The sequence below is a fragment of the Streptomyces sp. AK02-01A genome, from assembly GCF_033795305.1.
GTDB lineage: Bacteria > Actinomycetota > Actinomycetes > Streptomycetales > Streptomycetaceae > Streptomyces.
In genome coordinates this window covers 215,732-229,145 of the sequence record NZ_JARBAE010000007.1, presented here as the reverse complement: position 1 = coordinate 229,145, position 13,414 = coordinate 215,732, and the positions used below count along the sequence as shown (strand labels likewise).

At 70.0% G+C, this 13,414-nt stretch carries 7 protein-coding genes; 1 reads left to right on the top strand and 6 read right to left on the bottom strand.

Features of this window, described 5'->3' with window-relative positions; translation table 11 throughout:
- Positions 1-5: 5 nt before the first annotated feature.
- Positions 6-554: a hypothetical protein gene (locus PV679_RS10610; RefSeq protein ID WP_319679862.1), complete on the bottom strand. Its 549-nt coding sequence runs from the start codon at positions 552-554 to the stop codon at positions 6-8.
- Between the two features lie 131 nt (positions 555-685).
- Positions 686-3,358 (bottom strand): ATP/GTP-binding protein, encoded by a 2,673-nt coding sequence (locus PV679_RS10605; protein WP_319679861.1) that lies wholly within the window; start codon positions 3,356-3,358, stop codon positions 686-688.
- A 699-nt stretch (positions 3,359-4,057) separates the two neighbouring features.
- Between PV679_RS10605 and PV679_RS10600 the strand changes: the two genes are divergently transcribed.
- Positions 4,058-4,864 (top strand): class I SAM-dependent methyltransferase, encoded by an 807-nt coding sequence (locus PV679_RS10600; RefSeq protein ID WP_319679860.1) that lies wholly within the window; start codon positions 4,058-4,060, stop codon positions 4,862-4,864.
- Between the two features lie 81 nt (positions 4,865-4,945).
- Here the strand turns inward: PV679_RS10600 and PV679_RS10595 are convergent, their stop codons facing one another.
- Genes PV679_RS10595 through PV679_RS10580 form a run of 4 tightly spaced genes read right to left on the bottom strand, consistent with a single transcriptional unit; the run spans position 4,946 to position 13,402 of the window.
- A complete protein-coding gene (locus tag PV679_RS10595) occupies positions 4,946-6,217 on the bottom strand; it encodes a TIGR02679 family protein (RefSeq protein WP_319679859.1) in 1,272 nt (423 codons plus the stop codon).
- On the bottom strand, positions 6,214-10,455 hold the full coding sequence (locus PV679_RS10590; RefSeq protein ID WP_319679858.1) for a TIGR02680 family protein: 4,242 nt from the start codon (positions 10,453-10,455) through the stop codon (positions 6,214-6,216). Before PV679_RS10590 ends, PV679_RS10595 begins: the two co-directional genes overlap by 4 nt.
- Positions 10,452-11,777: a TIGR02678 family protein gene (locus tag PV679_RS10585; protein ID WP_319679857.1), complete on the bottom strand. Its 1,326-nt coding sequence runs from the start codon at positions 11,775-11,777 to the stop codon at positions 10,452-10,454. Before PV679_RS10585 ends, PV679_RS10590 begins: the two co-directional genes overlap by 4 nt.
- Positions 11,774-13,402 (bottom strand): TIGR02677 family protein, encoded by a 1,629-nt coding sequence (locus PV679_RS10580; RefSeq protein ID WP_319679856.1) that lies wholly within the window; start codon positions 13,400-13,402, stop codon positions 11,774-11,776. Before PV679_RS10580 ends, PV679_RS10585 begins: the two co-directional genes overlap by 4 nt.
- Between the last annotated feature and the right edge of the window lie 12 nt (positions 13,403-13,414).

The following is a 13,414-nucleotide window of genomic DNA, read 5'->3' as shown; positions in this document are numbered from 1 at the left end:
CCTGCTCATGACCCGCCGCCTGGCCCGGCCACACCCGCAGCGAGCGTGAACCGGCCCGGCGCGGGCTCGGCCAGCCAACCGCGCGCGACCAGGCGTTTCACCTTCGACCGCAATGCCTCCACCCGCGCCGGCACCACGTGCAGGCCGAACAAGACGGCCATCTCCTGGCAGGTCAGCGGCCCTTGATGGAGCCGGAAACGGTCCGCGAGCGCCTGCAGGATGCGCTGGTAGTCCACCGACAGCACCGACCTGTCCAGCCCCTCACGCCACACCGGCACCTGCGACTTCGACTTCGCCGCGGTCGGCGCTGACGGTGTCTCCTCGGCCTGTCCCATGGCCGGCGCTGTCCCATCGGCCTGGGCCTGGCTTTGTCCGGGCTCGTCCACGGGGGCCAGTACCTCGCCGACCCGCGAACGGGCGATGGCCCACTCCTGCCATTCCCGCTCGGCCACGGCCAGCTCGGCCTGGATGCGGTCAGCTTCTTCCCTCAGCCCATTCACGCGACGGCGGGCGGCGATCTCGCGCTGTTCCAGCAGTCCCACGACCGACGGCATCCACAACCTCCACCAGAGCGACGACACGACACGCCACCACTCCCACGGGAACGTCCGCCCTATGCCCGACCAGCGAAAACGCAGTCCTCAAGTCCGGAAAGACAACAACTTCTCATCCTGTCGGCTGTGGCTTATCGGGCCGTGCTCAGATGATCGCGGCGTGTCATGACTATGTCGCGCCATCGTTCGCGGGTCCGTTGTTCCCCGTCGATCCACCGCGCTCGTGCGGTGTCTTCGGGGAGTGGGAGGTCGGCCAGGTAGTACGCGATTTCGACGTAGTAGGCGTAATCGCCACTCTGTGTAAGTTCGCGCAGGCGGGCGATCGCGGTGGTGAGGTCGTCCTGGGCGTCAAGGACGGCGTGGTGGAAGCACAGGGCCAGCTGTAGTTTTGCCGCGGCGTAGGAAATGCCGGAGCCACTGATTTCGGCGAGCAACACGGCCGCGCGGTCGGGCACGTCCCCGGCGAATCCGGCGTCGCGTACGAGTGTGGCGATGCGAGCGGTCATCTCGCTGGAGCGCAGGCTGAGGTGGGACAGCAGCCGGTCCGCCAGGTCGAGTTCGTCATCGGCGCGAAGTGGGTCGGCGAAGGAGACAGCGAAGGCGAGATGCGCCTGGACCATGGCGGTCTCGCCGACCACACCGTGTTCTTCGGCTTCGCTCCTGGCTGCCAGGTAGGCGGCTGTTGCCCGCTCTGTGTCTCCCTGCACCCACCACACATCTCCCAGCACCCGATGGTGCCGTCCCTCCCAGCCGAGCCTCCCCGCGGCTTCCACTGCCGCGGGGAAGTCTCCGGACAATCGGCTCAGGTGGGCAAGGCCGCGTAGAGCGGCGGAAGCGAGCCGACCGCCGGTGGAGACGACGCGTTGCATGCTGCGGCGTGAGTCGTCGGTCAGACCGAGGTCCCGCTGGGCCTTCGCCAGGTAATACGTGGCCAGTTCAACCAGGCCATCCGGCAGCAGCTCCGACGCAAGGACGGCCGAGAGCCGATTGGCTGTGCGTTCACGGTGTTCGTGTTGGCGCCGGGCAATGGCGCTGAGTGTTTCTACCAGGGCATCCGCAGCGGTCTGTAGGGCGCTCGACGACGTGTCATCGGCGGCGGGGAGCGCCAGCGGTTCCCAGATGGAGTCTCCCGCGTACTGGAATGCGGCATCGGCGAGCCAGCCGAGATCGAGATGGAAGTCCCGCGCGAGGAACAGCCCTTGTTGGAGGCAGCCGACGAGGACGGTGCGGTCTCGTCGTTGGTCCTGGCGCCACTGGGATTCCAGGGCGCGGAAAGCACGCTGGGCCGCGCGTTGCCAGTCCTGCTCCGACCAGCGGTCGTCAGCGCCGTCCTCCGCGTTGCGGATGGCGGCGCGGATCAGGTCGTGGACATGGAAGGGCCACACACCGGAGGGGGAGTCCCGGATGAAGGGGCGCTCGGTCAACCGTAGGGCGGGCGCGTCGTGGTCCATGCCGGCGACTTGGCTGGCCAGGGGTACGGAGAACGCGCTGAGCAGGCTGACCGAGCGCAGCACGTGGCGTTCCTCGGCGGTCAGGTCGCTGAGGGTACGGGCGATCAAGGCGGGGAAGTCGTGGTCGAAGTCGGTGACCTGCGGCTGTCTGCCGCCACGCCGCAGTTCCAGGTAGCGCATGACCGATAGGTCCAGGAACAGAGGCAGCCCATGGGAGCGCTCGGTGATGATCCGGCGTACTGGTTCGGCGATCAGCGGCTGCCCATCTCGGCTGAGTCTGCGGGCCAGATAGTCGTCGCAGTCTTCGGGGGAGAAGTCGCCGATCAGGATCTGGCGGCCGGATACACCTGACCTGGCATGTGCCGTGTCGGGGACAAGGCTGGGCCAGGCGTTCGGCCCGGTCCAGTCGAGTTGCCCTGCCAGGCTCGTTTCCGCCCATTGCAGACGGTTGCGTCCGGTGACGACGAAGAACGCGTTGGGCATCAGCCACACGATGCGCTGGAGCAGGCGTTCGAGGTCTCGGTGGGTGCGGTCACCGGTGTCCTCGAAGGTGTCCAGCAGGATCACGGGTAGTGCGCTTTTGTCGGCCGGGAGTTGGGCCAGGTCCCAGGAGAGAAGGTGCGGGTAGAAGCTGAGGGCTTCCAGGTCGGGCTCGGCCTCCAGGAGGTCGGCCAGGCGGGAGCAGCCGGCGAGTGCGCGTACGGACTGGCGCCGCTCGCGTAGCGCCTTGATGAGCGCTCCGGCCCCGTGTCCGAGCGCACTGCCGACGGTGCCGGGCAGGAGCAGGGCTTGGGCGACGTCGCTGAGGGCGGACTGCATCTGCTGGGGCAGGGCGGCAGCGGCGCTGGAGCGGCTCAGTAGCCCGCCCCGGCGCAGGTAGTCCTCGATCGGCTCGCCCGGGTGATTGTGCTCCCAGTAGCGGCGCAGGGCGAGATCGAAGGCGGGCATCGGCCGGCCGAGCGCGGTGACGGCAAGGCGGATGGTGAGGATGACGCGTTCGAAGTCCACGCCTGCGGCGCGCGCGAGGTCGATGCGGACCGGCAGCGTCTGCTCCTCACGGTGGGACGGTGATTCCCATTGCGCGGGGCGGTGCTCGCCGCGGGCGAGCGATGCCTCGATCTTGCGGGAGAGCATGGACTTGCCGATCCCGCCCACGCCGTGGAAGACGAGGACGTTACGGCGCGGAGCTTCCAGGTCTTCCACGTCGAAGTCCGCACGGGTCACGTGCCGGATGTGCTCTGTAAGGCCGGCTGTTACGGCCTGCCACTGTGCCTGTCGGTTCGTGAACGCCTCATCCGCGGAGATGCTCCGGTCGTTCGAGCTGAACAGCGTTCGAAGGTCCCGCACTGCCACCGCTCCCCCTGACAATCAACTGGAACCAATGTATGCCGCTTTGAGACCAGCCTGGCAAGCCCGCATTCAGACGGGTCCGCAGGTGTGATTACGGCCCTCCGCCTCGTCATGGAAGAGCGGTATCTGGAGCGCCGGCTGATAGCAGCGGCCCTGGCCAGGTGACCAGCGTGACTGTTACTGCTTCACGGCCCGCCGTGCGATGGCATCCTCAACTCCGTGCTCCGACGCATTCGTTCGCGACTCGCCGAGCGACTGCAAGAGAAGGTGAACGCAGCGATACGCGAGTTGCGCGAGGACGCCCAGCATTGGGGTCGGCCCGGTTCCCCGACGATTTCGGTTCGCTCTGCGTCCCGACGATAAACTCGCCGGCAAACACGGGCGGTTCTCATCCCAGTGGGCTTCTTCGAAGTGGGGCCTGGCAAGAGTGCTCAAGGCCTTAGTGCCGTATCAGGCAACGTTCGTCCCGTTCGAGTGCCGCTGGAAATCCGTCGAACATAGTCTGCCGGGCGCGGCCTGGGATGGCCCTTTCCTGGCCCCCGAGGGACGCTTGGGCGGGCACGGGGCCGGGGCCTGGAGTGAGTCGTCGCTTGCCTCCTCCGGGGCCGGCAACGGCCCGCTCCAGCCGCTGCCATATGCCACCTGACCTGGCCTTTTATTCTCCTCGCTCCTATGATCGATCTCTGTCGAGAGGGGGGCCGCATGGGCCGGACCATCCGCACCGTCGAGGACGTTCTCGCGCTCTTGGACGGGCTGTTCGCAAGTGATTCCGGGGCCGGCCGGTTGGTGACCGGCGACGGCATCGACTTCTGGGACCGCTTCTACGCCGACCGGTCAAAGCCGGTCCCATTCTTCGCGGCCAAGCCGGACGAGAACCTGGCCGCCTACCTCGACCAGGGCCTGATCGCTCCCGGGCGGGCTCTGGACCTGGGGTGCGGGCCCGGCCGCAACGCCCTGTATCTCGCGTCGCACGGCTTCGAGGTGGACGCGGTCGACCTCTCCCCGGTTGCCGTCGCCTGGGCGCAGGAACGGGCTCGCGAGGCTGGAGTCGCCGCCCGCTTCCTCTGTGGTGACGCCTTCGCCATTCCGGCCACCTTGAGTGGCCCGTACGACCTGGTCGTCGACTCAGGATGCTTCCACCACCTGCCGCCGCACCGCCGCGTCAGTTACCTGGCCCTCCTCGACCGCGTCCTGGCCCCCGGCGGTCACCTCGCGCTCACCTGCTTCGCCACCGGCGAGATGGGAATGGGGACGGAGCTCGCCGACGCGGACCTTTACCGTGAACGCGAGTTGCGGGGCGGCCTCGCTTACACACCTGAATCGCTGCGCTGGATTTTCTCCGACCTGGTAGAGGTCGAACTTCGCCGCATGCGGGAGGAACCGCCCGAATCAGCGCTGTTCGGCGTGACGTTCCTGTGGACCGCGTTGTTCCGCCGGGAAGCGGCAGCGGCGCCTGGCGGACGCTATACCGCATCAGGCGACGTTCACCCTCTTCGCGACCTTTCGTAGGCGCGCAGGGGCCCCGGTAGCAGGTCGGCTTCCCGACCGCGGGTCGCGCGGTGAGTATCTGCCGCATGTCCTGAAGCGTTCCTACGTCCGAACCGACAGGTCCCGCACCAGCAGGTCAAGGGTGGCCTCCTCATGGAGCGCGACGCCGAGTGCGGTCATGGCAGGAGCGAGGCCCGGGTCCCAGTCCGCCTCGACCGGTCCCCCGTCGAGGGGTAGTTGAGGGATGCCCGCAGCCTGGCTGTGAGCGGCGAGGCGTTCATAGTCCTCCGCACCCATGCGCCACGGCAGGGCCTCGTAGCGGCGGATGATCCGATTGGCCAGCGCGATGCCCGGCCAGTCGAAGTCGCCGTGGTAGGCGAAGCGGCAGCCGGTGGTGGCGAGAGCGTCGAGAAGCGTGAGGACCACCGTGGCGGCGCTGCCGGAGGTGCAGACCAGAGGCCGGGCGCAGGCCGCGTCGGCAGCGGCTTCCACCACGCGCGGGTTCTCGCAGATGTGGACGACGGTTCCGGCGGGCAGTCGCAGCCGTAGGCCGAGCAGGTCGCGGGGCGTGAGGTGGGTTTCGGCATGATGGGCTGCCCGCTCTCGTAGAGACTTCTCTCGCCAGCCCTCGCCGACGGGGCGCAGTCCGTAGGTCAGCACCGTGCTGGAGACCTCGTCCGGTGTGACGGACACCAGCCGCCACAACGCGCGTCTGCCTGCCGCGTTGCCGGGGAGGTCAGTGTCATGGGCCAGGGCGACACCACGTTGGACGAGGCGGGCGAGCCAGGTGCCGTCGTCCAGACCGTGTGCCGAACCGGTCGCCATCGCGGCGAGCTCTCCTCGGCCCCGTGTGCCGGTGCGTTCCGGATCGAGCAGTACGGTGAGGATCTGGACCGCCTGCTGAAGCGTCCGCACTGCCGCTTCGGCTGTCACCCCTCTCGGAACGCCGGCGCGGCGCAGCACGTCGTACCACCGCCGGGTCCACTCCTGCCCAGCGAGCGGAGAGGCGTCGAGAGACGAGGTGAGCGACGCCCACACATGCCTGCGCTGTGCCGCCACGCCCGCGCGGTCCGCGCGGCGGTCGGTGAGCGGAGCTCCGAGTTCCTCCACGACCTCCCTGAGCCCGAGCCCCGCGGCAGAGGTGCGCAGGCGTCCGTCGAGCGCGTCGAGCCGCACGGTCACGTCGGCGCCTGTGAGGGGTTTGCCCAACAGGAGTGACAGGTCGTTCCGTTCTCGCGCACTCACCGCGGTCAGCCGGAGGGAACCCGTGGCCTGCACGCCGTTGCCTTCCAGACGTTTGCGTACCGCACCCCAGAGCCGGGCGAGCCCCGGTCCCCTCAGCCAGTCGCGTGTTGCGGCGGGGAGCCGGCTCATACCGACGTCAGACGCCGGTGCCGACCGTTCCAGGTGTAGTGCAGCGTGGCGACGCCGCGCACATGGGGGTCACGGAGGCACTCGTAGATGTGCAGGGACGGAACCTCTGCCCAATTGCCCATGAGCCGCTCGCTCGTGAGGACGAAGTCGAGATCGAGGTCGACGAGGATACGGCCCAGTCGTCCATGGGTGGGTTCGTCGACCTTGGCGAAGGCGTCGTCCAGAAGGATCAGCCGCGGCGCGTGCGGCGCTGACTCGGCGAGGCTGGTGAAGTGCGCGGCGGCGGCCGCGAAGAGCACGAGGTAGGAGAGCACGCGCTGCTCTCCCTGGCTGAGGCCGGTCCGTCCGGTCAGTTTCCTCCTGCGTCCGGGGGCCGCGTCTTCGACCACGAAGGTGTGGAACCGGAACCAGTCGCGGTAGTCCAGTGCGGTCCGCAGATGGGCCGTGTAACCGGCCGAGGGGTCGGCACGGCGGGCATCCTCGATACGGCGTTGCAGTACCTCGCGCAGCCGTTCGGTCTGCTCGCGCGTCCGGAGGCTCGACGGGCTCCGCAGCAGCTCGACGGCGGCGCGTACATCCGCGTCCACGTCCTCGTCGAGCTTCCACAACAGCTCCACGCCGAGACCGTGCGAGGTCCGTACGGTCTTCAGTGTGTCGTTGAGAGACGCGACCAGATGGGCCGCGGTGATGACCTGCGCGGAGAGGTGATCGCCCAGCTCGCCGGTCAGGAACCGTTGGAACACCTCGCGTTCGCGCTCGGTGAGACGGCCCCGGTCCTCCGCGGTCCGGACGGCGATCCGCTCGCCCACGACCGCGACATCGTGCGAACCGTGGTCGTCGAGCAGGCGGCACACCTTGATGCCGTCGCGTTCCTCAAGCTGTGCGTCGTATCCGCCCGCCAGTTGGTCGCGCAGCTCCGTATGCCGGTTGAGCAGGGCGCTGTCCGACACCTCTCCTCTCGAACGGCCGAGAGCCTGCTCCACCGCGTCTGCCAGTGTGCGCAGCGCGCGCAGGCGGTCGCGGACGTCCGAACCGGGGTTGTCCGAGACCTGGCCGGGCAGAGAGGACCGGTCCAGCCTCGCCCCGCTGACGACCTCCGGACGGTCGAGTGCCTCACGGAGGGCGCGGCCGGTGTCGATGACTGCCGTCTCCTGGTCCGCCAGCTCCGCGCGCAGGCGCTTCTCCTCTTCTTCCGCGCGCACGCGCAGGTCGCGGAGTTCGCCATGGGCGTGCTCTGCCGCCGGGATGGCGCGGACCGCGTTCGCGATGCGTTGCCTGGAGTCCTGCTCGCGGGTGAGGATCTCCTCCTCGGACGATCCGACGGCTGCCTCGCGGGTCCGCAGATCCTGTTGCGCGCTGCGCAGTCCGGCGAGGTGGAGCCGGTAACTTTCTTCCGCGTCCAGGCGTCCCTGTCGGGCACGCTCGTACCGCCCGTTGTCCGCCTGGCTTCCGCCGAGCCGCCCGACCGTGCCGCTGACCGCTCTGCGCAAGTGACCGATACCGCTGAGCAGGGCCGCCAGTGCGGTTCGTACGCGGTCCAGGGCGGTGGCGTCGGTGGGCAGGTCATGTGCGGTCGCGGTGGCGTCCGCCTCGGTGCGTGCCGATACGGCGAGAGCGCGGGCCTCCTCGGCCAGCCGTGCCGCACGGGTCGCCCTGGCGGTCAGGTCCCGCAGTGCCTTCTCGTCGGATGCGGTCCTGCTCCAGGCGTCGGAGAGCTGCTGTGCCCGGGGAAAGTCCCGTTCCGCGAGCGTGAGGGCCCGCCGCCTGGAGTCGGCTGTGGCGAGGCCGGTACGGGCATCGGCCAGCCGCTGTTCCGTCTGGCCGAGCTGGTCCTCCAGCTCGGCGAGGATGCGCCGTCGGGTCTCGGCGCGTACGGCGGCTCCTACGTACTCGGTGACACTCTTGCGGTGACGGCCGTGGAGGGCACCCAGACGCCAGCTTCCGTCGTAGTGGACCGCGCCGGCAGCGGCGGTCTCCGAGGCCGGTGCGAGCGCGATGGCGGCCAGCAGGCGCTCCACGTGCTCGGATGTGATGCCGCACTCCGGCTGCGGGGCCGGCCGCAGGGCCGAGGCAAGGTTCTGTGCTCCCGGCGACATGGCACCGGGCTGAAAGAGCGTGTCGCGGGTGAGCGGGTCGAGAAGGGTGCCTTCCGCGCTGACCCAGGCATCGAGGATTCCGCTCGCCTCCAGCGCCGCCTCCAGACCGGCCCGGTCCGCGGAGGTCACGTGCTCCGCGAAATCCACCAGCCGGTAGAAGGGGGCTCCATCGGCCGGATTCCTTTCCGCGGTGCGGTGGTACGGAGCCGGAGGCTCGGGGTCGGTACGCCGCTCCCAGTCCTGCCTCGCCTTCGAAAGGCGGTCGATCTCCTCGCCCAGTCGGCTGACGGTGAGCGCCAGCGCATCGCGGTGCCGGGTGACGTCATTGGCGTACGGTTCCAGGGCCGCATGAGCCGTCTGCCGCGCGCGGGTGTCGATGTCGGGCGGCAGCGTGCGCTCCGAGAACGGCGCGTCGGCGGAGGTCTCACTGGCCACTTCGGCGAGGACGGCGTCCAGCGGCGGACAGTCGGGCCCCGCAGCGGTCCGTGTGCTCTCCACCCACGCGGCGACCTCGTCGGCGTATCCACGGCTCTCCTCGGCGACCGTCTCGCGGCTCTCTTCGAGACGGCCGGCGGCCTCCTCCGCCTCGCCCTCCAGCCGTTCCCGCTCCGTGTCGGCCTGAGCTGCCTCGGCCCGGGCCTCGTCGGCCCGCAGGGAAAGACGGGTCACCTCCTGGACCATCCGTGTCCGGTTCCGTACGACAGCTTCGGCATCCTCCAGTTGCCCCTGCCAGGACCGCAGCCCGGCCTCTGTCGTGGCCGTGTCCACGCGAACCACCGGCCGGTGCCGTACGGTCCGCGGTTCTCCGTCCGGGCTGGTCAGCTCCGTCCGCGTCGCCGGGGAGCGAACCGTGCGCGGCAGGGCCACGGCGTCGCCGAGATGTCCGGCGGGAAGCCCTGCCTCCTCAGCCTGGGACAGCAGCTCGCGGTGTTCGGTTCCCAGCTCGGTGAGCCGGCTTCCCAGGTCTTCGACACCCTCGGCCAGTCGTTCGGCCGCGCCCTCTTCGGCCTCGTGTGCGTTGCGCAGGGCGGTGAAGGCGGTCACGGCTGTGGTGTGCAGGGCCTCTACCGTGCTGCGGCGTTCGGACAGTTCGCGCAGGCTGCGGTAGGCGTGACTGGCGTGCAGCGCGGCAAGCTCCGTTCGGGCGGTCTGTTCCTCCTCGTGCAGGGTCACCAGCCCGGCTTCCGACTCCTTCTCACGCCTTTTCAGGTCGCCTGTTCGCTGCACGGCGTCCCCGGCCGTTCGGCGGCGTTGGGAGAGGGCGTCCAGTTCCCTGCTCACGTTCCGGGCCGAGGTGCGCAGGACTCCGGCGAGGTAGCGGCGGTAGTCGGCGAGAAACGTGCGCAGCGCCGCGTCGGTACGTTCCAGACGGCCGAGTTCGTCCCGTACGGCGTCCAGGTCGTGCAGGTTGCGTGCCACCTTCTCGACCACATCCTCGTCGAGCCCCGGCAGGGTCTCGCTCAGCAGGACGGCCAGGCCCCCGTGCTCGATGCGGTCCCCGACCGTGGGGCGCCGCAGCCGGTGGAGGAGCTGGGTGAGGTTGCGGTAGCGCGTCGCGTCGGTGATGCCGAAAAGATCCCGCGCCACGCGAGCACGGTGGCCGACCGCGCGCTCGGTCGCGTTGTCGGAGCCGACGATCTCCTTGAGCCGGTCGACGGGCAGCGGCTTGCCCGCTTCGACCAGGCGCAGGTCCTCACCGACCCGCAGCGGGGTGACGAAGAAGGTCGGTACCGCCTTCTGCGTCGACTTCGAGGCGCGGACGGCGGCACCGAGCGTCAGGTAGCGGTGGTCGCCGCCCTCGGCCGTGCCCCGGAACTCCACCCACAGGTAGCCGAGGCGGTTGGTCTGCTCGAACCCGTCCAGCATCAGCCAGGCGAGCGTCGTCCGCCCGGTACCGGTCGCGTCCAGTGCCCGGGAGTCGCCGTCCAGCAGGTAGGGGAGCAGCATTTCCAGGGCCTTGGACTTCCCCGCGCCATTCTTGCCGCGCAGCAGGAGTCGCCCGTCACCGAAGACGAACTCCTGCTCGTCGTACTGCCAGACGTTCTGGATGCCCGCGCGGTGCAGCCGGAAGCGGGCACCCGCTGTTGTCGTCGACGGGACGGATCGCGGCAGCGGGATGAGGCCACGTGCGTCGGCGGTCATAGCGGCAACTCCTGCTGTGCGTCGGTATCTTTGCGGGTCGCGTCGGCCGTACGCACGGTGACGCGGGTGGCGTAGCGGGCCGCCGCTGCGAGCAGCACCCAGCCCTCGCCGCCGGGTCGGGCTCCGCGGACGCCGGTCACCTGGCGGCCTTCCGGCAGCTCTTCGGTGTGTCCCTCCGGCAGCCCGTTTCCGTCGGACCGCAGCGGACCGGCAGGGGCCAGCAGCCGCATGCGGGACAGCAGGTCCAGCACGGCTTCCCGCAGGGCGTGGAGGTCTTCCAGGTAGCCGCGCTGCCAGTTGCCGCGGCCTCCGTACTCGGCGACCAGGCCGGCCAGCAGTTCGTCCACCAGGCCGTCCGGAACGGCCACTCCGACGACGAGGACGCCGCCGGTCGCCGGATGTCCGGGATCGGCTGGACGAAGCCGTTCAACGAGGCGTTCCACCAGCAGCAGTGCGGCTTGGGCGACGGTCCCTGTGCCGGGAAGGTGGAGATCGGTCAGCTCTTCCTCGGGGTCGACCAGCGCCACTCCCTCGGCGCGGATCTCCGTCTCCAGGCCGAGGAGTTCGAGGAACGCCTGACCTTCCCGGCGCTGCCGGGTGCGAAGCCAGTCGCGCTCGGCGTCGGTCAGCTCGTCGAGATGGACGACGGGTGTTTCGACGAGCATCCGGCGCACGTAGATACGAGGTCCTTCGAAGCCCGGGTCCGCTGCTCGCCGGACCAGATCGGCACCGTCCCGGGACTGGGCGAGCGGTCCGGCGACGACGACGCGGGCGAGCTCGCGGTCCACCGTGATCAAAGCCTCCCCGCCGGCTTCCTGGGTGATGGCCGCCACCTGGCCCTCCGTCTCGATGAGTACGCCCCACTCGACCAACTGGCGCAGAGCCGCGACCAGGGTCCGTTTCCCGGCCGCCCGGCCCGTCTCCTCCAGTTCGACGTCCGCGTCGGCCGCCGCGGCCCGGATATCGGCTACCAGCTGCGACAACAGCATCTGTTCGGGCGCGGTCACCAGGACCGACAGAGCCAGTGCGAGGCAGGCGTACGTATGCGGGGTGAAGGGAGTGCCGGTGGACCGCACAAGCCGATGTCCCGCCCGTGCTCCCAGCCCGGCCTTGAACAGCCGGGCGTAGGAACTGTCGACCAAAAGGCGATAGCCGAGCACCTGCTGGAACCGCTTGCCCAGCCAGTCGGCGTGCCGGCGGACCAACGGGAAGGCGTCGGCGTGAAGGCCGTCCGAGGTGACCAGCGGGTGGGCGAGCAACAGCCGGGCGGCGGTGCGGCGTTCGGCTGCCAGGGCCACGTCGTGGGCGGAGGGGAGGGTCATGACACGCTCACCTCCGCCTCGCCGTCGGGTGTGGCGGAGATCCGGCCGATGACCAGCTCCAGGTCGTCCAGGAGCAGGTCCCCGTCGGCCGAGTGGAGGAGCGTCCGAGTGCCCGCCGTACGTTGCACAGTGAGCCGGATGCCCAGGTCCGCGTCCTCGCTCCACGCCGCGTCCAGGCCGAACCCCGGCGTCCCCTCCCCGTCCGTACCGGCGTGCCGCTTGAGCCGCGCGTTCCCGAGTGCCGTGGCCAGCAGTTCCAGGAGCAGGCTCAGCGCCGCTGAGGTGAGACGTACGTCATCGAAACGGCCCGAGGCGCTGCGCAGCTCGTCCGCCGCCGCTTTCCTGGCCGCCGCCCGCTCGCGCGCGGCTTCCCGGAGCCGGTGCTTCTGCGCGGAGTGGTCCTCCACCGACGCCGCCCGGCCCCGCTGCGCGCGGCTGCCCCTCTCGCGCAGCGCGACCGGGACCTCGACCACCGGGCCGGTCCACCAGCTGGTGTAGGCGGGCACCACCTCGTCGGTAGCGGGTGGTACGCCCAGGTGGCGGGCGCCGTACAGCCCGAAGGCGGCGACGGCGATATCGTGCGCGTCCTGCGGCGCGGCCTCGTCGAACCACCGGGCCAGCCGCAGCAGGTCCCGGCGCCGCGACATCTCCCCGGTGGCCGAGCGCAGCATCCGCTTGGCGTTGGCCAGCAGCGACTGGAGCGCACGCAGGGTGGCGTCCCGCAGTTGATCGACCTGGCTGCCCTGACCATCGGTGTCACTGAACCAGCCGCGCAGCCCCTGCCAATCCGCGAGCTCGCGCCCACGGCTGCGCTGCACCCGGGCCTCCGAGCGGCCTTCGCCCTGCGGAGAGACTCCGGCGAGGCCCTGGGCGTGGGCGTCGAGCCGGTCCAGCAGAGCCGGAAGGTGCGGCCACAGCGTGTCCAGTGCCGCCGAGATCCGGGGAGCGCGAAAGGCCACATCCTCCGTGATCGCCTCGACGTAGTCCAGCAGCAGCTCCTTGAAGCCCTGGTACTCGGCGCTGTCCAGGTCGTACCGGGCGAGCACCTGGCCGAGGTAGGCGTAGAAGTCCCGGATGGAGTCCGCGAACCCGGCGAACTGCACGAACAGCGTGCTGACCCGCTCCAGCCCGTCCTGCGGGGCGATACCGCCCGGTTCGGACAGCAGCTCGGCAAGCTCATGGAGGCCGCGCTCGACCAGGGCCAGCAGCTCGTTGCTCACCTCCCGGACGGCCTCGGCCTCGGCCAGCACTCCGTCGGCGTCCCGCTGGATGCGCTCGCCCAGCCTCGACAGTTGGTAGCGCGCGCGGGAACGCTGGTACTCGGTGATGCTGGACGCCTTCACCGTATGGCTGCCACGCAGCAGGTTGCCCCACCGCTCCAGCTGTTCCAGCCGGGCCGTGAGGGTGTCGGCGTCGAGCCCCGCACCGGGCCCGCCGGACTCATCCAGCTTCGCCATGACGTCCGGGACGGCCAGGTCCGCCAGCAGGGTCCCGCAGAAGACCCGCATGATCGCGATGTGCTCCAGCCGCTCCGGCGCGCTCAGATAGGCGTACGCGTCCAGCCGTCTGCGCGTCTCGTCGGCGCCGGGTTCCGGCGGTGTGCCGGGTGGTACGGGTTCCTCCATGCTCGCGAGGCT